The 21491-nt window shown below is 54.9% G+C and carries 22 protein-coding genes; 14 read left to right on the forward strand and 8 right to left on the reverse strand.

Features of this window, described 5'->3' with window-relative positions:
- Positions 1-317 precede the first annotated feature (317 nt).
- The 12 genes from FHS19_RS11595 to FHS19_RS11650 all read left to right on the forward strand — a co-directional run bounded on the left by FHS19_RS11595 (position 318) and on the right by FHS19_RS11650 (position 11519).
- Positions 318-842, forward strand: a complete 525-nt coding sequence (locus FHS19_RS11595; protein ID WP_183581986.1) for a hypothetical protein — start codon at positions 318-320, stop codon at positions 840-842.
- Positions 842-2344: an AAA family ATPase gene (locus FHS19_RS11600; protein WP_183581987.1), complete on the forward strand. Its 1503-nt coding sequence runs from the start codon at positions 842-844 to the stop codon at positions 2342-2344. The genes FHS19_RS11595 and FHS19_RS11600 overlap by 1 nt, the downstream gene beginning before the upstream one ends.
- 123 nt (positions 2345-2467) lie before the next feature.
- Positions 2468-3340 carry a 3-hydroxyacyl-CoA dehydrogenase family protein gene (locus FHS19_RS11605; protein WP_183581988.1) on the forward strand — a complete coding sequence of 291 codons (873 nt, stop codon included), beginning with the start codon at positions 2468-2470 and terminating at the stop codon, positions 3338-3340.
- Positions 3337-4545 carry an acetate/propionate family kinase gene (locus tag FHS19_RS11610; protein WP_183581989.1) on the forward strand — a complete coding sequence of 403 codons (1209 nt, stop codon included), beginning with the start codon at positions 3337-3339 and terminating at the stop codon, positions 4543-4545. The genes FHS19_RS11605 and FHS19_RS11610 overlap by 4 nt, the downstream gene beginning before the upstream one ends.
- 44 nt (positions 4546-4589) lie before the next feature.
- Positions 4590-5885: an asparagine--tRNA ligase gene (asnS, locus tag FHS19_RS11615; RefSeq protein ID WP_183581990.1), complete on the forward strand. Its 1296-nt coding sequence runs from the start codon at positions 4590-4592 to the stop codon at positions 5883-5885.
- A 20-nt stretch (positions 5886-5905) separates the two neighbouring features.
- Positions 5906-6598 carry a DnaD domain-containing protein gene (locus FHS19_RS11620; RefSeq protein WP_183581991.1) on the forward strand — a complete coding sequence of 231 codons (693 nt, stop codon included), beginning with the start codon at positions 5906-5908 and terminating at the stop codon, positions 6596-6598.
- A gap of 287 nt (positions 6599-6885) precedes the next feature.
- The gene (locus tag FHS19_RS11625) at positions 6886-7773 is read left to right on the forward strand and encodes an NAD-dependent epimerase/dehydratase family protein (RefSeq protein ID WP_183581992.1); all 888 of its coding nucleotides are present in this window, start codon (positions 6886-6888) and stop codon (positions 7771-7773) included.
- Between the two features lie 108 nt (positions 7774-7881).
- A complete protein-coding gene (locus tag FHS19_RS11630; RefSeq protein WP_183581993.1) occupies positions 7882-8517 on the forward strand; it encodes an RNA polymerase sigma factor in 636 nt (211 codons plus the stop codon).
- Positions 8514-8969, forward strand: coding sequence for a hypothetical protein (locus FHS19_RS11635; RefSeq protein WP_183581994.1), 456 nt, complete (start codon positions 8514-8516; stop codon positions 8967-8969). The genes FHS19_RS11630 and FHS19_RS11635 overlap by 4 nt, the downstream gene beginning before the upstream one ends.
- A gap of 41 nt (positions 8970-9010) precedes the next feature.
- The gene (locus FHS19_RS11640; RefSeq protein WP_183581995.1) at positions 9011-10243 is read left to right on the forward strand and encodes a hypothetical protein; all 1233 of its coding nucleotides are present in this window, start codon (positions 9011-9013) and stop codon (positions 10241-10243) included.
- Between the two features lie 170 nt (positions 10244-10413).
- Positions 10414-10614, forward strand: coding sequence for a hypothetical protein (locus FHS19_RS11645; protein ID WP_183581996.1), 201 nt, complete (start codon positions 10414-10416; stop codon positions 10612-10614).
- Positions 10611-11519 carry a phosphotransferase gene (locus FHS19_RS11650; protein ID WP_183581997.1) on the forward strand — a complete coding sequence of 303 codons (909 nt, stop codon included), beginning with the start codon at positions 10611-10613 and terminating at the stop codon, positions 11517-11519. Before FHS19_RS11645 ends, FHS19_RS11650 begins: the two co-directional genes overlap by 4 nt.
- Positions 11520-11582: 63 nt before the next feature.
- Here FHS19_RS11650 and FHS19_RS11655 read toward each other — a convergent pair whose 3' ends face one another.
- The gene (locus FHS19_RS11655) at positions 11583-11963 is read right to left on the reverse strand and encodes a hypothetical protein (RefSeq protein WP_183581998.1); all 381 of its coding nucleotides are present in this window, start codon (positions 11961-11963) and stop codon (positions 11583-11585) included.
- Positions 11964-12152: 189 nt separating this feature from the next.
- Between FHS19_RS11655 and FHS19_RS11660 the strand changes: the two genes are divergently transcribed.
- Positions 12153-12668, forward strand: a complete 516-nt coding sequence (locus tag FHS19_RS11660) for a hypothetical protein (RefSeq protein WP_183581999.1) — start codon at positions 12153-12155, stop codon at positions 12666-12668.
- 325 nt (positions 12669-12993) lie between these two features.
- On the opposite strand, the gene mtnB is transcribed toward FHS19_RS11660, so the two are convergent.
- The 7 genes from mtnB to FHS19_RS11695 form a co-directional block, all read right to left on the reverse strand.
- The gene (mtnB, locus tag FHS19_RS11665; protein ID WP_183582000.1) at positions 12994-13671 is read right to left on the reverse strand and encodes a methylthioribulose 1-phosphate dehydratase; all 678 of its coding nucleotides are present in this window, start codon (positions 13669-13671) and stop codon (positions 12994-12996) included.
- 2 nt (positions 13672-13673) lie between these two features.
- The gene (locus FHS19_RS11670; RefSeq protein ID WP_183582001.1) at positions 13674-14348 is read right to left on the reverse strand and encodes a 2-hydroxy-3-keto-5-methylthiopentenyl-1-phosphate phosphatase; all 675 of its coding nucleotides are present in this window, start codon (positions 14346-14348) and stop codon (positions 13674-13676) included.
- On the reverse strand, positions 14345-15568 hold the full coding sequence (locus tag FHS19_RS11675) for a 2,3-diketo-5-methylthiopentyl-1-phosphate enolase (protein ID WP_183582002.1): 1224 nt from the start codon (positions 15566-15568) through the stop codon (positions 14345-14347). Before FHS19_RS11675 ends, FHS19_RS11670 begins: the two co-directional genes overlap by 4 nt.
- Positions 15565-16425 carry a pyrroline-5-carboxylate reductase gene (gene proC, locus FHS19_RS11680; protein WP_221223907.1) on the reverse strand — a complete coding sequence of 287 codons (861 nt, stop codon included), beginning with the start codon at positions 16423-16425 and terminating at the stop codon, positions 15565-15567. The genes FHS19_RS11675 and proC overlap by 4 nt, the downstream gene beginning before the upstream one ends.
- 45 nt (positions 16426-16470) lie before the next feature.
- Positions 16471-17718, reverse strand: coding sequence for a glutamate-5-semialdehyde dehydrogenase (locus FHS19_RS11685; RefSeq protein WP_183582003.1), 1248 nt, complete (start codon positions 17716-17718; stop codon positions 16471-16473).
- Between the two features lie 37 nt (positions 17719-17755).
- Positions 17756-18859, reverse strand: a complete 1104-nt coding sequence (gene proB / locus FHS19_RS11690; RefSeq protein WP_183582004.1) for a glutamate 5-kinase — start codon at positions 18857-18859, stop codon at positions 17756-17758.
- Between the two features lie 381 nt (positions 18860-19240).
- Positions 19241-20452, reverse strand: a complete 1212-nt coding sequence (locus FHS19_RS11695) for a pyridoxal phosphate-dependent aminotransferase (protein WP_183582005.1) — start codon at positions 20450-20452, stop codon at positions 19241-19243.
- A 175-nt stretch (positions 20453-20627) separates the two neighbouring features.
- On the opposite strand from FHS19_RS11695, the gene FHS19_RS11700 reads away from it, so the two are divergent.
- Positions 20628-21446 (forward strand): carbon-nitrogen family hydrolase, encoded by an 819-nt coding sequence (locus FHS19_RS11700; protein WP_183582006.1) that lies wholly within the window; start codon positions 20628-20630, stop codon positions 21444-21446.
- Positions 21447-21491 lie beyond the last annotated feature (45 nt).

Below are 21491 nucleotides of genomic sequence, written 5' to 3' on the forward strand. Positions count from 1 at the left end.
ATATATATATGACGAACAGCTTGGATTGTACTATAATTAGAGGATAGCGTTTTTCTCTAAAATTCAGAAGCCCGCTTCAGTTTGGAAGGAGATTTCTGCTCTTTATTGAAAAACATGGTATATAGAAATGCGGTCAGATGCGTGTTTTGAACGAGGGAGATATGTTTGTTTTGCGCGAAACGCAAAAACATCCATCGATTTGGTCAGAATTGAAGCATGGTGACCGACCAATGGACTTGAACCGCTAACGAAAATTTTATTTTGTCATCTATTGTTTGCTTTTTTTTTGCTTTACCATTTCGAAAGGGGGACAACAAGTGAAATTGCGTCCATTGCCTATTATTATAACTGTTGTGGTATCGGCTGCTGTGCTGTTTGGCGGCTGGTTCTTCTATCGGCAAACGACCCTGCAGGGTCCGCTGCAAAAAATCGTCAGCAATTATCAGGGCGTGAATAACGCACATTTTAATATTACCCGCGATCAGGTGGATTTGAAACTCGATTTGAAGCCGAATGTTAATTTGGCTGATTTGGCGGGCAAAATCTCCACCGAAGGCAAATCCGTTGTCGGCAGCCGCACGCTGAAATTTGATTTTGTGGATCATTCATCGGACAAGCTGAACCAGTATTGGGATAAAGCGATGTTCTCCGTCGCCGAAGCGATGGAAAACAAGCGTTATACGGAAATTCCGGTCAAGCTGGAGGATTTGGCCAAGGGTACCGGGATTCAGACTAAAGCCGAAATGGATACGAAAAATGTATATATTACGCTGACGGACGGCAGCTCAAGCAAGTTTCTAGTTCTGCCCCGTGATCCCGGCAAGATGGGAGTGTGGGAATAATGCCTAAATTGCTGAAGGAAGTTTTAATCGGATTTGTGCCGGTATTATTCATTTTTCTTGCTTTTGTAGGGGTCAATATCATCCCTCTCATTATCGCCAGCCTGATGATCGGCGGACTGCTGTTTATGACCAACATGAGAGGCGGACTGACGGTCGGTGCAGCTTCGGAACGCAAGCGTAAAAAGGGCGGGCCGAAGAAGCTGACTTTTGAAGAAATCGGGGGCCAGGATAATGCCAAGCAGGAGCTGCGCGAGGCACTGGACTTCCTGATCCGTCACGATGAAATCCAGAAGCTCGGCATTCGCCCGTTAAAAGGGATTCTGCTGACGGGCCCTCCCGGAACAGGGAAGACGCTGATGGCCAAAGCGGCCGCTCATTACACGGATTCGATATTCGTTGCCGCGTCCGGCAGTGAATTCGTGGAAATGTACGTCGGTGTCGGCGCGGGCCGTGTCCGGGATCTGTTCCGCGATGCGAGAAACCGGGCAGCCAAGGAGAACAAGCAGAGCGCGATCATTTTCATCGATGAGATCGACGTCATCGGCGGCAAGCGCGAAGGCGGGCAGCAGCGCGAATACGACCAGACGCTGAACCAGCTGCTGACCGAGATGGACGGCATCTATTCGTCGGACAGCCCGAGAATCCTTTTGATTGCGGCGACCAACCGCAAGGAGATGCTGGACAGTGCACTGCTTCGTCCGGGACGCTTCGACCGCCATATTCAGGTGGACCTGCCTGACAAGAAGGGGCGCAAGCACATCCTGGAGCTGCATGCGAAGAACAAGCCGCTGCACGAGGATGTCAACCTCGATAAAATCGCCGAGGAATCTTACGGCTTCTCCGGCGCCCAGCTCGAGAGCGTCATGAACGAAGCTGCGATCTACACGATGCGCGAAGGTCTGAAAGAGATCGAGCAGCGCCATCTGTCCATGTCCATCGACAAGGTGATGATGGGTGAACGCACCGACCGCGAATCGACGATCGAGGAGAAGAAACGCGTCGCCATCCATGAGCTTGGACATGCCATCATGGCAGAGCTGGTGCGTCCGGGCAGTGTCAGCCAGGTGGCCCTCAGCCCACGCGGCAAGGCGCTCGGTTATGTTCGCCACAATCCGCAATCGGAGCAGTACCTGTACACGAAATCGTTCCTGGAAGAGCAGATCATGATCGCTCTCGGCGGCGCGGCGTCGGAGGAAATTTTCTACGGCGGGCGCAGCACCGGTTCGAGCAACGACTTTGAACAGGCGCTGGACATCGTCAAGACGATGATGAGATCCGGCCTTACGTCACTGGGCATCGTGAACATGGATATGGTGACGACCGAAGAGCTGATGAAGGTGAACAATGAGATTCTGGAAGACCTGATGGGCAGAACCCGCAGCCTTCTGGAGAACCACCGGATTATTTTCGACAAATCTCTGGATATTTTGCTGGCAGAAGAAACGCTGTCCGGCGAACAATTCCGCAAGCTGTTTCATGAGTTTTCACTGCTGCCAGCCTAATGCGCTGGCTCTTTTTTTACTTTTTTTTAATGCTGCGTTATTATTATAAGTTGGGTCGTAAATGTATTTTTCGACAAGAAGGGTACAATAAATATAGAAGACCATGGAAGGTGGAGCAGAAACATGTACTTTAAAAAAATTGGTGTTATCGGCGGGGGGACGATGGGCCAAGGCATAGCCGAAATGCTGGCCGCCAGAGGTCTGGACGTTCTGCTGGTCGAGAAAACGCCGGAGAAACTCGATTATTCGTACAGCATGATCGAAACGAGTCTCGATAAGCAGCTTGAGAAATGGGCGATCACCCAGGCGGAGAAAAAGCTCATTTTGGGCCGGATCCAGAAGGTGGTCCATTTTGCCGAGCTGGGAAGCTGCGATATGGTCATTGAGACCATTTCCGAAGACCTCGAAGCGAAAAAGGAAGTATTTGCCCAGCTGGATCAAGTGTGTCCTAATCATATTATTCTCGCCAGCAATACTTCCACGCTCAGCTTAACGGAGCTTGCGAGCACGACGATGTATCCGGAGCGTGTCATCGGTCTGCACTTTATCCATCCCGTGAGCAAGGTTGATCTCGTGGAAATTATCCGCGGCCTGAAGACGTCCGATTCCACGTTCGGGGAAACGAAGCGTTTTGTGGAGGAAGTCGTGGACAAGAAAGGGATCATGGTCTATGAGTCCCCAGGCTTTGTGACGAGCCGCATGATCTGCCTGATGATTAACGAAGCGCTGCACATCCTGCAGGAAGGCGTCGCTTCCGCGGAAGATATTGACGATGCGATGCGGATCGGCTATTCGTTCCAGCACGGACCGCTTGAAATGGCGGACCGTTTCGGTCTGGATTCGGTTCTGGCTGCACTGGAGCGCATGTTCCGCGAGTTCGGCGAACTGAAGTACCGCCCGTCCATCGTGCTGAAGAAAAATGTTCGTGCCGGGCATTTGGGCGTGAAAACGGGCGTAGGCTTCTTCAAGTATGACAAGGATGGTGACCGCGTGTGAAAATTTTGGTAATCAATGCTGGCAGCTCTTCGCTGAAATACCAGCTGTATGATATGACAGACGAAAGCGTGCTTGCCAAAGGACTCGTTGAACGGATCGGCATGGACTCATCTATCGTTACCCATAAACCTACCGGCCGTCCGGATGTGACCGAAGTCAGCGAAATTCTGGAGCATACGACGGCGATCCGCAAGGTGCTTGCGCTGTTGACGGACAAAGAGAACGGCGTGATCGAATCCGTGGATGAAATCCAGGCGGTCGGCCACCGGGTCGTGCACGGGGGAGAATTCTTCAAGGAATCCGCTCTGGTGGATGCTGAAGCCAAGTCTAAAATCCGCCAGCTGTTCGATCTGGCGCCGCTTCATAATCCGGCTTCCATGCTGGGGATCAAAGCGACAGAGGCGAATATGCCTGAAGTTCCGCAGGTCGTCGTGTTCGATACCGCATTCCATCAGACCATGCCGGAGACGGCTTATCTGTATGCCATTCCGAGAGTGCTGTACAACAAATACAAAGTCAGACGTTACGGTATGCATGGCACTTCCCATGATTTTGTCAGCAAAGCTGCAGCAGACTTCCTGGGCCGGCCGCTGGAAGAGCTGAAAATGATCACCTGCCACATTGGCAACGGGGCCAGCCTGACCGCCGTGGATGGCGGAAAATCGGTTGACACCTCCATGGGCATGACGCCGCTCGAAGGCCTGATGATGGGTACGCGCAGCGGTGACCTGGATCCAGCGATCGTTCCTTACGTGATAAACAAGGAAGAGCTGACGGTCAACGAAGTGAACTCTATGCTGAACAAGCACAGCGGTCTATTGGCCATTTCCGGCATCAGCAGCGACATGCGCGAAATTACTGAAGGGATGGAGAAGGGCGATGCCCATTCCAAGCTGGCCTTTGACATGTACGAATACCGTCTGCGCAAGTACATCGGTTCATACGCAGCCGCGCTGAACGGCGTGGACGTGATTGTCTTTACGGCAGGCGTCGGTGAGAATTCGGTTGTTTTGCGCAAAAAAGTATGCGAAAATTTGACTTACCTGGGCGTGGAATTGGACGAAGAACTGAACGCCGTCCGTTCCGGCGAACCGCGCCGCATTTCTTCCAAGAACTCCAAGGTGGAAGTGCTGGTCGTTCCGACGAACGAGGAGCTGGTGATCGCGCGCGATACCAACCGGATCGTTCAATCCTTGAACGCCTAGGCTCAAGGGATACAGGCAAGTAAAGTTAAGGGAGAGATTGAGGCATGGCCACCAAAAGTGTAATTCGTGACGTAAGCAAGCACGTGGGTGAAACCGTCACGATTGGCAGCTGGATCAACAACAAGCGTTCCAGCGGTAAAATTCAATTTTTGCAGCTGCGCGACGGCACCGGATACATCCAGGGCGTCGTCGTCAAGAGCGAAGTCACCGATAAAGTGTGGGAGGACGCCAAAAGCTTGACGCAGGAGAGCTCCCTGTACGTCACAGGCGTTGTGCGCGAGGAACCGCGCAGCCCGTCCGGCTATGAAATGACCGTCACAGATGTCGAAATCATTCATCTGACGGAGAATTATCCGATTACACCGAAAGAGCATGGCGTCGACTTTCTGATGGATCACCGCCACCTGTGGCTCAGATCGTCCAAGCAGCGGGCGATTCTGGTAATCCGCGCCGAAATTATCCGCGCCGTGCAGGAGTTCTTTGACCAGAACGGCTTTACCCTGGTGGACCCGCCGATCTTGACGCCGACGTCCGCAGAAGGAACCACGAACCTGTTCCATACGAAATATTTCGAGGAGGACGCCTATCTTACGCAAAGCGGTCAGCTGTACATGGAAGCCGCGGCAATGGCCCTCGGAAAGGTGTACTCCTTCGGACCTACCTTCCGTGCCGAGAAGTCCAAAACCCGCCGCCATCTGATCGAGTTCTGGATGATCGAGCCGGAAATGGCATTTACCGATCACGAAGAGAGTCTCCATGTGCAGGAGGAGTTCATTGCGCATGTGGTGCAGTCCGTCGTCAAAAACTGCCGCGCAGAGCTGGAAGCGGTGGGACGCGATGTGTCCAAGCTGGAGAACATCAAGGCGCCATTCCCGCGCATCACGTACGATGAAGCGATCGAATTTTTGCATGGAAAAGGCTTCGATATTCCTTGGGGCGAGGATTTCGGCGCTCCGCATGAAACGGCGATTGCCGAAAACTATGACAAGCCGGTGTTCATTACGCACTATCCGGTCGGCATCAAGGCGTTCTATATGAAGCCGGATCCGAACCGTCCGGACGTAGTGCTGTGCGCCGATATGATCGCTCCCGAGGGATACGGCGAAATTATCGGCGGCTCGCAGCGGATCGACGATCCGCAGCTGCTGGAAGAACGCTTCAAGGAGCATGAGCTGTCCACGGACGCCTACCAATGGTACTTGGACCTGCGTAAATACGGAACTGTGCCGCATTCCGGATTTGGCCTTGGACTCGAACGGACGGTAGCCTGGATTTGCGGTCTGGATCATGTGCGCGAGACGATTCCGTTCCCGCGGACGCTGTACCGCTTGTACCCATAATGCCGGAAGAGGTGGAGCTCATGGACAATGCAGGTTGGAAGACATGGGCCGAGGGAGCATCATCCGGACTCGGGGCAGGCATGGCGGTCATTCCGTATGTGCTGCTTCGCCATTACCGCAAGCTGAAGCTGACGGATAGCGAAGCGATGCTGCTCGTTCACCTGATTGCGTTCAAGCAGGTTGAGCAGAAGGACTTTCCGACGATGGAGGAGCTGGAAGAGGTTACGGGATCTGGCGCCCAATCGATTGCGGAGTCGCTGCAGAAGCTGATGAGGGCAGGGTTTATCGCCATCGATGAGGAGCTGGACGAGCTGCGCGGCATTCAATATGAACGGTACAACTTGTCCGGCCTGTATCATCAGCTGAGCCTGTGCCTGGCGAGCGAGGAGAAGCAGCGTACCCAGGCTGCGAACCGACGGACGAAGAAGGCGGGCAAGCCGGAGACGGACAGCAGCAATATGTTTACCGTGTTTGAAAAGGAATTCGGCCGTCCTCTCTCACCGATGGAATGCGAAACGATATCGGGTTGGATGGACCAGGACCGTTACCCTGAAGAGCTCATCCGCATGGCGCTGAAGGAGGCGGTCTTTGCCGGTAAAGTCCATTTTCGGTACATAGACCGGATCCTGCTGGAATGGAGCCGCAACCGGGTGCGCAGTGCCGAGGACGCCAGAGCCTACACACAGAAGTTCCGCGGCGGCGGCAGAGCCTGACATCAAAGCCGTTGGAAGCGTGCCTTTCCGGTTACTCGGAAGGGTACGCTTTTTTTTGCGTCTGAATAAAAACGGTTAGGCCGCCGTGCGATTGGATGAGGACAGCTGCTGCTTGGAAGCAGTTTGTTTTCCGAGTACATGATCCGATTCGATGGACGTTTCCATATGAAAATAGTGAATTGAGCGGGCAGCGGGGACATGTTCATCAGGCAGGAGTATGGTACAATATCTCATAATGTTCAAGAAGCTGGGCTGTCAGCTTTTTTATACGATAAAGGAGGATATCCATGAAGAACATACTGATTCTTGGCGGTACCCGTTTCTTCGGCAAACGGCTGGTTGAGCGGCTGCTGGAGGATGGGCATGAAGTGACCATCGCAACAAGAGGAAATACGCCGGATCCCTTTGGCGACCGGGTGGAGCGGCTGGTACTGGATCGCGAGAACAAGGAATCTCTGGCTCAGGCCGTGGCGGACGGCAGGATGTGGGAGGTCGTATATGACAACATCTGCTACTCCCCTCAAGCGGCCCAGGATGCCTGCGACGTATTTCAGGGGAAAGTCAAGCGATACATACTTACCTCGTCCCTGTCGGTGTACGAGCCTTCTTCGCACCGGAATCAGGAGAAGGACGTCAACCCGTACATTTATCCGATCACGATGGGAGGCAAGGATGACTTCTCCTATGCAGAAGGTAAGCGGCTCTCCGAGGCTGTTTTTTTCCAAAAGGCAGACTTTCCGGTATGTGCCGTCCGCTTCCCGATCGTCCTAGGGGAGGATGATTACACGGAGCGGCTTGAATTCCATATCCGGCGGGTCCAAAGCGGTACGCCGATCGGCATCCCGAATCTGAGCGCCAAGCTGTCGTTTATCGATTCTGAAGAGGCCGCCTCTTTCTTGAACTGGCTGAGAACCCAGCGCGTCGAAGGGCCGATCAATGCCTGCTCGCAAGGGGATGTCAAACTGTCGGAGATCGTCGGTTGGATCGAAAAGGAGACGGGGCGCAAAGCCATCATCCAGCGGGAGTCGGCGAAAGAAAATGCTTCCCCTTTTGGCGTTCCGGAGTCCTGGACGATGGATACCTCCAAGGCGGAACGGCTGGGGTACGCGTTCAAACCGATCCGCTCGTGGGTTCCGGCTTTAATCAAGCAGCTATCGCAGCAGGAGAATGTTTAAAACGAATTTGCGGCGCTTCAGCTGAACTGGGGCTGCCATGTGCGGCTTCATTCAACAGGCCATTTGAGGACGGCTTCTTCCTTCGGGGAGGGGCTGTTTTTCTTTTGGATGATATTGGCACGCATTTTTTTTGAAAAACATGCAGGGTTAACCGGGAGGACCGGCGTCTATAGATACGGGAAGGAGGAGAGAGTTATTGACGAGGAAGCATTGATCGAGCAAATTCGTGAGGGCGACCAAAGCGCGTTCCGCACGCTCGTGGAGCGTTACGGACAGCATGTGTTCCATACGGCCTACTCGGTGCTGAAAGATGCCAAGGAAGCCGAGGACGCGGCCCAGGAAGCCTTTATACAAGTGTATAAATCTCTCTCCGAATACCGTTCCCAAGGATTCAAGACGTGGTTGACCCGCATTGCTTTACATAAAGCCATCGATGCCAAAAGAAAGCTGGGCAGGCGCAGGGAAGACCAGCTTGCGGATACAGAGCAGCTGAACCAGTGGCCTTCCGGCGAAGCGGATCTGCTGGCCCAGCTGGTCAAGAAGGAGAAGAAAGAGACGCTGGAGCGGAGATTGCATCACCTGCCGCAGCAGCACCGCGAAATTTTAATTCATTTTTATATTCAGGAAAAAAATTACGAGCAGATCGCCAAGGAGCAGGGAATTGCCGTTAAAACGGTGGAATCCAGGCTCTACCGGGCGCGAAGCTGGGTTCGCACCCATTGGAAGGAGGAGGAGTGGAAATGAGTCACAAAGGGCGCTCCAAGCCGGTGACGCAGGACTGGGTGGAGTACATTCAGGGGTCTTGTTCCCCGGAAAAAGCGGCTTCGCTGGAGTCGCTGCTGCTGGAGGACGATTCGGCCCTGGCGGCATACATGCAGGTCATGAATGATATGGGACCGAACCTGCCCGGTCTCGAATCTAAGCAGCGGTTCATCGATAACGTCATGGATGCTCTTCCTTCCGATGATAAGGAAGCGGAGCTCGGAGCAAACGAAAATGGGCGCCGCCGGTGGTACGAGCATCGCATGTTCCATTACGCGGTGGCGGCCTGCATTACGCTTATTTTCCTGTCGGCTGGATGGTTCGACAAGCTGGGCCCGGGAACGCTGCAAAAGGCGGAGCCAAGCGGCCAGCCGACGTATGGTGAAAAGCTCGTTAACGTGACGACAGGCTGGCTGGACCGGCTGAAGCCATAAATAACGGGAATAGATAACCAATCAGAATAAAGGAAGGAACGATGACTTTGTATCCACAACGCAGTAAGATGGCTGCTTTTATTCTCAATTTCATCCCGGGCCTCGGCCACTTTTACATGGGACGGAAGCTGAGAGGGGTGATTTACCCTATGCTGTTTTTTGGAGGTATTTTGTTTGGGGTTATGGTGTCGATCGCACTGGGGGAAGGCGGCATGTTTTTTGCTTTTACCCTGCTGTGTGCGGCCATTCTATGGGGAATCTGCATGCTGGACCTGATCGTGTATCTGGTGCGCATTCCTGCCCAGCAGCCCGGGTATCCGCAGCAGCCTTATCCTCCGCATTGGGAACCGGCGGCGGGCCCTTACCCGGGAGGATATGGCGGACAGGGGCAGCCTGGTTTTCCGGAGAACGGACCTGGTTTTGCCCAGGAAGGCGTGTATCCGCAGCAGCCGTACCCTCCGTATCCACAGCCCAGCCTGGAAAACGAGCGTTTCTTTACGATTCTGCTCTCCTTTATTCCAGGGCTTGGACATCTTCATATGGGATTCATGCAGCGGGGCTTGTCGTTCCTGATCGCCTTTTTCGGCCTGGGGACCGTCATGTTCTTCCTGACCGGCCTGACCAACCATACGTTCTTTATGCTGTTCCTCGGTATCTTGCCGATCATTTGGCTGTACTGCATGTTTGACGCCGTGCAGCTGATCCACCGCAAGCAGGCCGGCGAGCGGATCGAGGACCGCACCTTGTTCGACGAGATGGAGGCCGGCCGTGCGGAAGGACGCCGCAGCAAAGTGCTCGCCACGCTGCTGTCTGCTTTTCCCGGGGCTGGACATATGTACCTCGGCCTGCAAAAAAGAGGTCTGCAGCTAATGGTGATTTTCCTCGGGAGCGTCTACATTCTGGATTTGCTGCGCCTGTCCCTGTTCATGTTCCTCATTCCACTCATCTGGTTTTACGCCTTCTTTGACGGCCTGCAGCAGACGAGCAGATACGGGAGGGAGATCCTCATCGACCGGCCTGTCATTGAAGGCATCAGGCTTCACCAGAAGTGGCTTGGCATCGGTCTGATGGTACTCGGCGTGTATTATATCGCCACGAGCCTGATCATTCCCGAACTTGAAGCACGGTTTCCCGAGTTCCATATCGATTACCGGATTTCGCATTATTTGAAAACAGCCCTCGTGGCCCTGCTGCTGATCGGCGTAGGAATCCGGCTGCTGGCCGGGTCCAAAGCAAGTGGAGCGGGCAGAGGGAGAAGCCACGGGGAGTTTTAAAACGGGGTTTCACTCTAAGAAACGGTTTGCCCTACAATGCAGCCTGACTTGAGTCAGGCTGTTTTTTTATGGGGCTGAGAAGACTGACCTTGCTGAATTGAATTGCGTCCGGGAATCAGGAAATGGTATGATAGCCCATGCTCGATTGTTGTCCTGCGAGAGGGAAAGGAGTGGAATGGATGAAGGTTTGCCGCTTTGACCAAGTGGTCAGAAAAGAAATTGCTGTGCTTGGAAGCCGCGATCTGGTGATGTCCAAAAACCTGATGAGCGAGCATGAATCCTGTCCGCAATTGGGCATGACGATGATTCCCGTGGAAGGTCCGATGCCAGCCCCGGACATGCCTGTAGTGGAGGTGCAGCCGTACTCATGAACCAGTGGGATGCCGATATGCATATCACGGACGCTATGGTCCGTTTACTGATCGAAAGCCAGTTCCCGGAGCTATCCGGTCTTCGGATCAGGCGGATTGGTGAAGGCTGGGACAACGCCGTATATCGGGTGGGAGACAGCTATACGTTCCGTTTTCCAAGAAGAAGCATCGCGGTTGAACTGCTTCGAACCGAAGGGAGGCTGCTGCCGCTCCTGGACGAATACATCACGCTTCCCTATCCAAAACCTTTATTTTACGGACAGGAAAGTGAAGCATATCCAGTTCCGTTTCTGGGCTATACCTATATTCCCGGAACCTTTCCCGTTGGACTGGGCGATGAACAGCGGCGTTTATCGGCCGCATCTTTAGCGCGCTTTCTGCGTAAACTTCATTCGTTCCCGGTTGGAACGGCCAGGGAAGCGGGAGCTTCGGAAGACCACCGGAACTTGACGGACGTGGCTGCACGCAAGGAGAAAATGGTTGGCGTTCTGTCCGGCCTGAAGCCTCATCTGCCGATGGAGGAGTATGATACCGTCCAGGAATATTTAAAACGTGTTACCGTGAAACGGATTACCAGGCAGGAAGTGATGCTTCACGGCGATCTGCACTTTAAAAATATGCTGGCGGACGAGCGTGGACAAATCCGCGGCGTGATCGACTGGGGAGATCTGAATGTCGGCCATCCGGGCTGCGATCTCAATATCGCATACAGCTTTTTGGGGCCGGCAGAGAGGCGGCTGTTCTTCGAACAGTACGGCGAAGTGAATGAGGAATCGCGGCTGCTGGCCAGGCTGATCGGCGTGTTTATTCCGATGCTCCTTTTGGCTCAGGCCGTTCAAATCCAGGATGTCGGAGTGGCGGAAGAGGCGCGGGCCAGTATATGCCGGGCTCTGTCGGGTGATTGAAGAGGCCGCTTAGCAAACGATTTGGAACATTCAAACGAAAATGCCAAGGCAGTAAACATCCGCTTAACCGCCGGGGATTTTGGTCAGCTCAAACCGGCTGCCCCATCTTTGGGTAGTGGCGATGAGGGTACGGTCTCCATTTGAAAAAAAATAGCCGTTCCCTTCATGCTGCTCATAGTTCCACCCCTGCTTCTCCAGCATGGAAATGATGAGCTGACCATTCTGCTGCGAATTGAGCCGGCTGATATACCATGTATTTTTCCCATCCGACAGCAGGATCGCAGGCGTATCGCCGGACCGCATCCCCTGATTCCAGGCCGTCTTTTTGTCGATCCCTTGAAGTGGGAGAGCCGGGTACAAAAGGTGGGTTTGAAGCATGAGCCACAGTATAACGGATAGCAGAACCAGAGCCCCCGACGAACCAATGAACCATTTTTTCAACACTTCATTTTTCCCCTTTGTTTATCAGATGAAGCTAGTATGCTAAAACTTTCTCTATCTTTGATTTCATTATAGCCCGGCTTCCCGATGCCTAGCTAGGCCTACATAAACCAATCAGGCGTTACCAATGCGCTTCTGAAGCGTTCTATACCAAGAGTATGACTTTACAGAACGTTTGAAGGGGGTGCTCTATTGAAAAGTATAATCACCGCTTTTCTACTGAGTGTGTTCATCTTAGCGGGCTGCAGCCAGGAGAGGAATGCATTCAGTTCTCCGCTGTATCAAGGCCGAAGCTTGATGATTGGGGTGATCGGCGATGTTCCGGTGGTGCGGGAGAGTAACGTTACATTGAAGCAAATGACGTTTGATGATTTGGAAAAAGGCACGCCGGAATTATCCGGATATGACGCTGTGTTTATCATGAAAGAGCAGCTGCCAGTTGCTGCATCGCCGCAGCATGCTAAGATCTATAAACTCGCTGGAATTCCGTTCTTTTTCTTCGAATCTTCCAAAATCCTTGCCGCCTATATAGACGCTACGATTTCTTATCAAGATTTCCCGGACACATTATCTGGTTTCTTCGTACTTGGATATGATGGAGGGACAGAGCATCAATTTGGCTCGGGTTTGTACAACGACACAAAAAACGAAACGAATATCCGTAGTGCCTACTCTGATATTTTTAGGCGGATTGAAACCGGGCTTTAGCCGGATATTAAGTATTGATTAAAGAGGAGCAACCTCTTTTGAGCGGAGAGGGTTTGCTCCGGAAGAATACTTCCCAGTCCTATAAATTTGCGTTAGGTTATGTGAAGAAGGGAGAGCAGAATAAAACATTTTCCTTGGTCTTGGACGAACACAATGACCCTTTCGCTAACCTGGAGAACGCCTATACGATCCTATTTAAAACAGTCGAATCGGGGATATAAATCAAAAAAAATCCTTACGCCGCGGCCGGGAAGTTCCGGTACGGAATAAGGATTTTTTGCTCATTTCCTATAGGGACCAGCGGCAAGGCTGCTTCCGCGGTTGCTTAACGACGGCCATCCAGCGTAAGCGGGGCGGCGCTGCTCTGAAGAAGCATGCTGCGGTATAAATATTCGAAAATAAATTCAAACGCCTCCAGATGCTTTTTCGCTTCAAACGCGTTTTTGCCCCAGGCATAAATGCCGTGGTTACGGAGCAGGATTCCCGGTACGGCTGGGTTCAGCACGCCTTCCACGAGTTCGGCAATGCGGGGAATATCCGCATAGTTCGGAAGCACAGGGATGGAAATCGGCGCATTCTCCTCCCAAATGTTGAACGCTTTGATCAACTCGATGCCCTGTGCAGGCACGGCGCCGGCCTCACCAAACCATTCGCTGATCAGGTTGTTGAAGATCGTATGCACATGGAATACGGCACCGCAGCCGGTGAGACGGTATATTTCGCAGTGGATTTGCGTCTCCGCGCTGGGTTTCAACGAGGTTGTTTCCACCGCCCGGCCGCTCTTGTCCACGAACAGAAAGTCTTCTGGCGTCGTCAGCGACTTGTCTTTTCCGCTCGCCGTAATGGCAAAATAAAAGGCCTCCGGGTCAAATTCGCCAACCCGCATCGAAAGATTGCCGCTGGTTCCCGGGAACCAGTTCTTGGCGGCAAACTGCTGTTTGATCAGGCTCAACTCTCCGAGAACCTGCTGCTTATGCTCCAGGCTTATGCCGGCAAAGGTCATGTCTACAGCACTCCTTGTCGTTGTTTCTTCTTCATGTCCTCGATAATATCAAAAAAAGTTTCAAAAGGGACATGGTTCACGCCAAGCTCCGCGCATTTGTCCGTCAAGATGGAGCGGGAGTAGACGAGGTCGGCGATTTTGGCGCCTTCAAAATCGGTCAGACTGTCGCCGATCAGAATCCGCTCATACTCGTCTTCCGGGAACCGGCGCATGACCGTCGTTTTACACATCCCGCAGCCGTTATGGCAGGGGTCCTGGCAAGGGTGCGGCCAGAGAATCTCCATCCGCTCTCCGCTGAAATCGGCGCTGTTGCAGAAAATATGGTCGGACGGAATTCCGAACGGCTCGAGGAGCGGGTCGATAAAAAAGTCCATGCCGCCGCTGGTCACGTAAAAGTCGATATTTTCCTCTTTGGCATAGTCCAGAAATTCACGGAAGCCGTCGCGAATGCCCGCCCGGTTCAAGACATAACCGACAATTTCATCCTTCATCGAGGAAGGCAGCAGGGCGAACATAGCGCCGACGCCTTCGCGCAGGGTGATCTTCTGGCTGACCGTATCTTCCATGAGCGGCTTGTACCCGGCGGGGTCAAAATGCTTCATGATCGCCACAATGTTATCCGACAGCGTGATTGTCCCGTCAAAATCGCAAAAGATTACGCGTTTCTTGGCTGTCATCGTTCGCCTCCCCAGGCGTCTAGGGCGGCCTTCAGCTCAGGATGGCGGTCTTCGGCATACCGGGCGAGCGGAATGGATTGCTGCGCCGCAGCAATCGCCTGCACAAACGCGCGTCCGCCGGCTTCTGTACCCATCGGGTGGCCATGAATGCCGCCGCCTGCGTTCACGACAACGTCGGTTCCGAAATCCCGCAGGATGAGCGGCACGAGTCCCGGGTGAATCCCCGCTGAAGGCACCGGCATGCTGGCCTTCATTGGCAGTTCCCGGCTGATCAGCTCGTCACGGATCGCCATGTTTTCCGCCTTAGGCATCGTCACGGATCCGTAAGGGGAAGGGAAGAGCACCAGATCTGCGCCGGCGAGCCGCATAAGCTGGCCGAGCAGCACCGAGGCTGAGATGCCGTAATGCGGTGACGGGTAGACGGCACCCGCCAAGGCCGGATGCGCGGCGATCGGAACGGTAATCTCCGGATCGCTGCTGAGTTCATGCAGCACGTCGAAGCCGTAGGACAAGACGTTGAACAGCAGCGCGTTCGCGCCGGCGCCGATCGCCTTCTTCGCCTGGCTCTTCAGACTGGACGTCGGTCCGGTCAAGTTGGCCGCATACAGCAGCTTCTTGCCTGTTTCCTTTTGCGCCGCTTCCGCCGCCTTCAGGCATACTTCGACGCGCTTTTCGATCGGCGTCAGCTCGTTCTCGAACAGGATCTCGTCGTCTTTAATCAGGTCGACGCCCCCGAGGGCCTGTTTCAGAAACTGCTCGCGCAGCTCGTCCACATTCAGGCCGATGACGGACTTGAAAATGCTCATCAGGAGCGGACGGTCATGGACGCCGAGAATGTCCCGAATGCCGGTGATACCGAATTTGGGGCCGGGGAATCCCTGCAAGAAATGATCTGAAAAGCCGAGGCGGCTCAGCTTGATTTTGCCGTCCATCGAAATTTTGCCGAAAACGGTGACGAGCAGGGCCGGAATATCCCGGCTGAAGTTAATGTCGGGGTATGCGATGGTCACGTCGGCGTACCGTTCGCCGGGTGCGGCACCCTCCGGCTCGTGAACATCCACCTGGAGCACTTCGCCAAGATGCTTCTGCATCGATTCCCGCTTCGCTTGGGGAAGCTCGGTCCAGCTGCCGACGGTCATGCCGACGGCGATCGATTCGGCCTTTTTACGAAAATCAGCCTTGTCGTCATACAGCCGGTACGTGGCCGTGCAGCGGCTCATGAAATTCCCTCCTTCAGCGCGGCCCCCATTTCGCGGGATCGTTCCGCGCAGCGGTTCACGGCCGCAATGACCGTCTCGAAGAAATCGCCTTTATCAAGCGTCTCCAGTGCCGCCTGCGTGGAGCCGTTCGGCGAAGTCACCTTCGCCCGGAGGGCGGCAGGCTCCTCGCCGGTCTGCTGCACCATCCGTGCCGCGCCGAGAACCGTCTGCACGGTAAGCTCCTTGCACTGCTGCGGCGTCAGTCCGCCGCGGATGCCGGCAGCCATCATCGCTTCCATCATGTAATAGATATAAGCGGGGCCGCTGCCGGAGATGCCGGTCAGAATTTCCAGCTTGTCTTCCTCCACAACCGTTACCGTACCGACGGCCTGGAACAGCGTCATGACCGTCTGGCGGTCCTGGTCGTTGATTTCCTTGGAGAAGGAGACGCCGGTCGCGCCGAGGCCGATGGAACTGGAAGTGTTCGGCATCGTCCGGGCGACGGGCTGCTTGCGTCCGAGCAGATCCTGGATCGTGCGGATTGTCAGACCTGCGATAACGGATATGATCAGCGTGTTATCGGAGAGCAGCGGACCGAGTTTGCGCAGCACGTTAGCCGCATCCTTCGGTTTGATGGCGAGCACAATAATCGGAGATTCACGCAAAATTTCCTCGGTTTCCGCCGGGGCGTTGTTTGTTTTGACATTGTAACGGTGCTTAAGCTCTTCAAGCCGCCCCGAGTTGGAGCGGTTCAGCATGGTCAGGCTTCCGGCATTGACGACCGATCTTCCGATCAATCCTCTGACAATGGCTTCCGCCATCGCTCCGGCACCGTAAAATGTAATGGGCTGGGCAATCATGGCCTGTTGTTGACTCATTATAATTCCTCCTTGCGCGGCAGACCGGGGGTTAGAGCCCCGGTATTACCCGCGAATTTGTCCATTTCCATGGATGATGTATTTCGTGGAAGTCAGAGCCGGCAGGCCCATCGGGCCGCGGGCGTGCAGCTTTTGCGTGCTGATGCCGATCTCCGCACCGAATCCGAATTCGAAGCCGTCCGTAAAGCGGGTGGATGCGTTATGGTAAACGGCGGCAGCGTCCACTTCCTGCAGGAAACGTTCGGCATGGCGCTGATCAGCGGTAACGATGCATTCGGAATGCTTGGTACCGTAAGCAGCAATGTGCTGCATGGCCTCATCTATCGATTCTACAATTTTTACGTTCAAAATGTAATCATTGTACTCTGTTGCATAATCTTCCTCTGTGACCGGGAGAGCCCAGTCCACGATTCTGCGGGTTTCTTCGTCGCCGCGCAGTTCCACGCCGGCTTCCTTCAATTTACCGGCCAGCGCCACGAGATGTTCCCGGGCAAACGCCTGGTGCACGATCAGCGTCTCCATCGAATTGCAGACTGAGGGACGCTGCACCTTGGCGTTGATCGAAATCGCCTCGGCCATATCGAGATCAGCCGTCTCATCCAGATACGTATGGCAGATGCCGGCGCCCGTTTCGATGACCGGCACCGTGGCGTTTTCCACTACAGTGCGTATCAGCGAGCTGCCTCCGCGCGGAATGACAACGTCGAGCAGGCCGTTTAGCTTGAGCATCTCGTCGACCGAGGAACGGTTCGGATCCTCGATCAGCTGCAGGGCCTCCGGCGGAATGGCGGTGGTGGCCAGGGCGCCGTGGAGTACCTCGACGATTTTGCGGTTGGAGGAGAGGGCGGAGGAACCGCCCCGCAGCACCACGGCGTTGCCCGTCTTCAGGCACAGGCCGGCGGCGTCGACGGTCACGTTCGGACGCGCTTCGTAAATGATGCCGATAACGCCAAGCGGTACGCGCAATTTACGGATGCGGAGCCCGTTCGGCCGCTCGATATTCTCCAGCTCGTCGCCGACCGGATCGGGGAGCTGGACGATTTGCTCGAGCCCGGCGGCGATGGCGTCGATCCGCTGCGCATTAAGCGCCAGGCGGTCAAGCAGCGAGGATGAGGTTCCCTGCTGACGGCCGCGCTCCAGATCCTCGGCGTTGGCCACGATAATTTCATCCTGCTTCTGGCGCAGCGCCTCGGCCATGCGAAGCAGCGCCTGATTTTTGTCGTCGCTGCTCAGCCGGTTTAATACGGCGGCGGCAGCGCCGGCGCGTTCTGCTTTTGATCTTACTTCACTCATATCATAAAGGCCTCCTTGTTCTTATTATGTGAGTAACCTATTTTAAGGTAATCCACTCATCCCTATGAATCACTTCCAGCCGGTGAACGGTATCCAGCGTCCGGATCACATCAGCGCTGCCCTTGCCCTGGATCCGTCTGAGCTGCTCATCGTCATAATTGACGATGCCGCGGCCGCAGACCGTCCCTTCCAGGTTCAGCACTTCGACGACGTCGCCGGCATGAAACTGGCCTTCGACCTGCTTCACGCCAACGGGGAGGAGACTGTGGCCGCCATGAACGAGCGCTTCTTCCGCCCCCCGGTCCACATACAAGGTGCCGAGAGGGGTGGACATGAACCCGAGCCACTGTTTTTTCATTGGCAGGGAATGCAGCTCGGTGTCAAAGTAGGTTCCTTTGCCGCGGCCTTCCATGGCACTTCGAAGATCGCCGTTCTCGGTCACGCGGCCCACAAAGACCGGCACGCCGCCGCGGGTAGCGATTTTGGCGGCGTCTACCTTGGAACGCATACCGCCCGTACCGACGGATGAACCGGCGCCGCCGGCAATGGAGTAAATCTCCTCGGTAATTTCCCCGACGTGGTCAAACCGGATCGCATTCGGGTTATTCCTTGGATCGGCCGTATAAAGACCGTCCGTATCGGTCAGGATCAGCAGGTGCTGGGCCTTGACCAAGTTGGCGACAAGCGCTGACAGCGTGTCGTTGTCGCCGAATTTCAGCTCATCGACAGAAACGGTATCGTTCTCATTGAATATGGGGACCGCCCCCTGCTTCAGCAGCTCCTCGACGGTCATGCTGGCATTGTTCATACGCTTTCGGCTGCAAAAGTCGGTACGGGTAAGCAGGATTTGCGCGGCGGTGATGCCGTGCGAGGCGAATGCTTCCTGGTACGCCTGCATGAGCAGCGCCTGGCCGACGGAGGCTGCGGCCTGCTTTTCGTGCAGAAGCTTGGGCCGGAAGCTGTAGCCGATCGTCCGGAACCCGGCCGCAACGGCTCCGGAGGTCACGAGCAGCACTTCGCATCCTGCTTTTTTGAGGGCTGAAATTTCGCCTGCAAAGAAGGCGACCGCATCGCGGTTCAGTCCGCCTTCAACGCTTGTGAGCGAGCTGCTGCCGATTTTGACGACGACTCGAGATGGCATATGATATCACATTCCTTTTCTAATATAAGACTGCGCTATTTTCCTCATAAAAACATCTTGAAACAACAAAAAAACTTTCGTCCTTTGGAGCAAAGGACGAAAGTTTATACTTCCGCGGTACCACCTTTATTGATGAATGAATCATCCGGCTTTGGGCCCTGTAACAGAAGGCACTGTCCCGCACATAGGCAGGCCGCTCAGGGGTAGGTTTCGGAAGGGCTCGCGGTAAATTCTTTCAGCCGGTGGAATTTACTCTCTGGGCGCGAGTGGTCGTTCTTACTGGTCCCGTCAACGCGTTTCATTATGTTACTGCATGCTTTCTCTGGTTCATCCGCTTTATTTTCACCTAGAATACCACGAAGCGGCGGTCTTTGCAAAAGGTTATACGAACAGATTCAGCCGTCCGATCCGCTCGGCTGCTTCCTGCAGCCTCTCCTCGGACGTCAGCAGCCCGACGCGGACGTAACCTTCGCCATGCCGGCCGAAACCGATGCCGGGAGCAACGGCCACCTTGGCTTCATTCAGCAGGAGGTCGGCAAACGACTCCGACGTAAAGCCTTTGGGCACGGGCAGCCAGCTGAAGAAGGAACCGCCCGGTTTCTCCGCCGCCCAGCCGATGCGGCCGAGAACATCGAAAAAGGCGTTGCGCCGCGATTCATACCGCTGCACGAGCTCCTGTACGCAGTCCTGGGAGGAGGTGAGCGCCGCAGCCGCCGCGGCTTGGATGCCGCCGAACAGGCTGACATAGATATGATCCTGCAGGTTGTTGATGAGCGAAATCACGTCCCGGTTGCCCAGCGCAAATCCGACGCGCCAACCGGCCATGTTGTACGTTTTGGACAAGGTGTAGAATTCGATGCCGACCTCCTTGGCCCCCGGTGCCTGCAGGAAGCTGACGGGGCGTTCGCCGTCAAAGCCGATGGCGCCGTAAGCAAAATCGCTCGCGACGACGATCCCGTTCTCTCTGGCGAAGCGGACCGTATCCTCGTAGAAGGTTAGCGGGGCGACGGCTGATGTCGGATTGTTCGGATAGTTCAGGAACATCAGCTTGGCGCGTGCCCGGTCCGCCGGGCTGATTCGGCTGTAATCCGGCAGGAAGGCATTGTCCGGCAGCAGCGGCATAAATGCCATTTCGGCTTTGGCCAGCGCAACGCCGGACCAGTAATCGGGGTATCCCGGATCCGGAACGAGGCACAGATCACCCGGATTGAGCAAAATCTGCGGGAGCTGCACCAGTCCTGTTTTTCCGCCGAACAAAATGGCAACCTCTTGCTCGGGGTCAAGCTCCACGCCATAGTCTTCGAGATAGCGCTTCGCGATTGCTTCCTTTAAAAAGGCATAGCCTGTGAACGGCGAATATTTATGATAGAGCGGGTTGGCTGCCGCTTCCTGCAGCGCGGACACGATGTGTCCCGGCGTCGGTGTATCCGGATTGCCTTGCCCCAGATTGATGACGTCATGCCCCGCCGCGATTTCCCGGTTCACCTTCTGGACGAGGGTGGCGAAAAACTGGGTCGGCAGCTGAGTCATCACCTCGGCGGGTACGATGGGAAAAGCGGATGTCAGACGTGCGTTGTCCTCTGATGAATGCATATCAAATCACTCCGGTCTAGACTTGAGAATAATATGTTTAAATCTATCACGATTTATCCGGGCTGTATAGAGGGAAATGACAGCTTGCACGCGGAATGGGCAGGGACTATTATGGTATACAAATGAGATTTGCGGATCAAATCGTTCGCGTCTTGATCCAGGGGAGGAACCAATCATGCCTTTAACTGAGCACGCGGCGCTGCGGGCCGCTTTGATACAGGCCGATATTCAAATCGGCCGGCCGGAGGCGAACCGCAGCCATATGGAAGATCTGATGGAGCGGGCGGTGTCTGCCGATCCGAAGCCGGACCTGCTGGTGCTGCCGGAAATGTGGAATACAGGATACGCGCTGGAGCAGATCCAGGAGCTCGCGGATCCGGATGGCAGGGAGAGCCGGGAATGGTTATCAGCTTTTGCCAAGCGGCACGGAGTGACGATCGTTGGCGGCTCCATCGCGGAGAAAAAGGACGGCGGCATCTACAACACGATGTACGTTTTTAACGAACAAGGTGACACTACGGCCCAATATTCCAAGATTCACCTGTTCCGGTTGATGGACGAGGAGAAGCATCTTGAGGCGGGCGGCGAAATCGTCAGCTTTGCCCTGCGTGAGGGCTTTCAAGCCGGGGCTTCGATCTGCTACGACATCCGTTTTCCGGAGCTGGCCCGCACCCAGGCCCTGAATGGCGTAAAAGTACTGATCGTGCCGGCCGAATGGCCGCATCCGCGACTGCACCACTGGCGCACACTGCTGATGGCCCGGGCGATCGAAAACCAGATGTATGTCATCGCTTGCAATCGCGTTGGCGTGAGCGGAACCACCGAGTTCTTCGGCCATTCGCTCATCATCGACCCCTGGGGCGAGATTGTGGCCGAAGGCGGCGATGGCGAAGAGATCGTGACCGGTGAACTGGATCTTGGGCTGGTCGATGAAGTGAGGGGCCGGATTCCGGTGTTCGAGGACCGGCGCCCCGATATTTACCGTAAATTGTAAACCGCACACCGCTAAAGCACAACGCACAACGCACACAAAAAAGTC

It is taken from the genome of Paenibacillus rhizosphaerae (assembly GCF_014192015.1).
GTDB classification, from domain to species: Bacteria; Bacillota; Bacilli; order Paenibacillales; family Paenibacillaceae; genus Paenibacillus_AQ; species Paenibacillus_AQ rhizosphaerae.

Coding starts and splice junctions, on each gene's coding strand:
- FHS19_RS11600 (WP_183581987.1), top strand. CDS start 842: ATGCCTAAATTGCTGAAGGAAGTTTTAATCGGATTTGTGCCGGTATTA.
- FHS19_RS11605 (WP_183581988.1), top strand. CDS start 2,468: ATGTACTTTAAAAAAATTGGTGTTATCGGCGGGGGGACGATGGGCCAA.
- asnS (WP_183581990.1), top strand. CDS start 4,590: ATGGCCACCAAAAGTGTAATTCGTGACGTAAGCAAGCACGTGGGTGAA.
- FHS19_RS11620 (WP_183581991.1), top strand. CDS start 5,906: ATGGACAATGCAGGTTGGAAGACATGGGCCGAGGGAGCATCATCCGGA.
- FHS19_RS11625 (WP_183581992.1), top strand. CDS start 6,886: ATGAAGAACATACTGATTCTTGGCGGTACCCGTTTCTTCGGCAAACGG.
- FHS19_RS11630 (WP_183581993.1), top strand. CDS start 7,882: ATGATATTGGCACGCATTTTTTTTGAAAAACATGCAGGGTTAACCGGG.
- FHS19_RS11635 (WP_183581994.1), top strand. CDS start 8,514: ATGAGTCACAAAGGGCGCTCCAAGCCGGTGACGCAGGACTGGGTGGAG.
- FHS19_RS11640 (WP_183581995.1), top strand. CDS start 9,011: ATGACTTTGTATCCACAACGCAGTAAGATGGCTGCTTTTATTCTCAAT.
- FHS19_RS11650 (WP_183581997.1), top strand. CDS start 10,611: ATGAACCAGTGGGATGCCGATATGCATATCACGGACGCTATGGTCCGT.
- mtnB (WP_183582000.1), bottom strand. CDS start 13,671: ATGACCTTTGCCGGCATAAGCCTGGAGCATAAGCAGCAGGTTCTCGGA.
- FHS19_RS11670 (WP_183582001.1), bottom strand. CDS start 14,348: ATGACAGCCAAGAAACGCGTAATCTTTTGCGATTTTGACGGGACAATC.
- FHS19_RS11675 (WP_183582002.1), bottom strand. CDS start 15,568: ATGAGCCGCTGCACGGCCACGTACCGGCTGTATGACGACAAGGCTGAT.
- proC (WP_221223907.1), bottom strand. CDS start 16,425: ATGAGTCAACAACAGGCCATGATTGCCCAGCCCATTACATTTTACGGT.
- FHS19_RS11685 (WP_183582003.1), bottom strand. CDS start 17,718: ATGAGTGAAGTAAGATCAAAAGCAGAACGCGCCGGCGCTGCCGCCGCC.
- proB (WP_183582004.1), bottom strand. CDS start 18,859: ATGCCATCTCGAGTCGTCGTCAAAATCGGCAGCAGCTCGCTCACAAGC.
- FHS19_RS11695 (WP_183582005.1), bottom strand. CDS start 20,452: ATGCATTCATCAGAGGACAACGCACGTCTGACATCCGCTTTTCCCATC.
- FHS19_RS11700 (WP_183582006.1), top strand. CDS start 20,628: ATGCCTTTAACTGAGCACGCGGCGCTGCGGGCCGCTTTGATACAGGCC.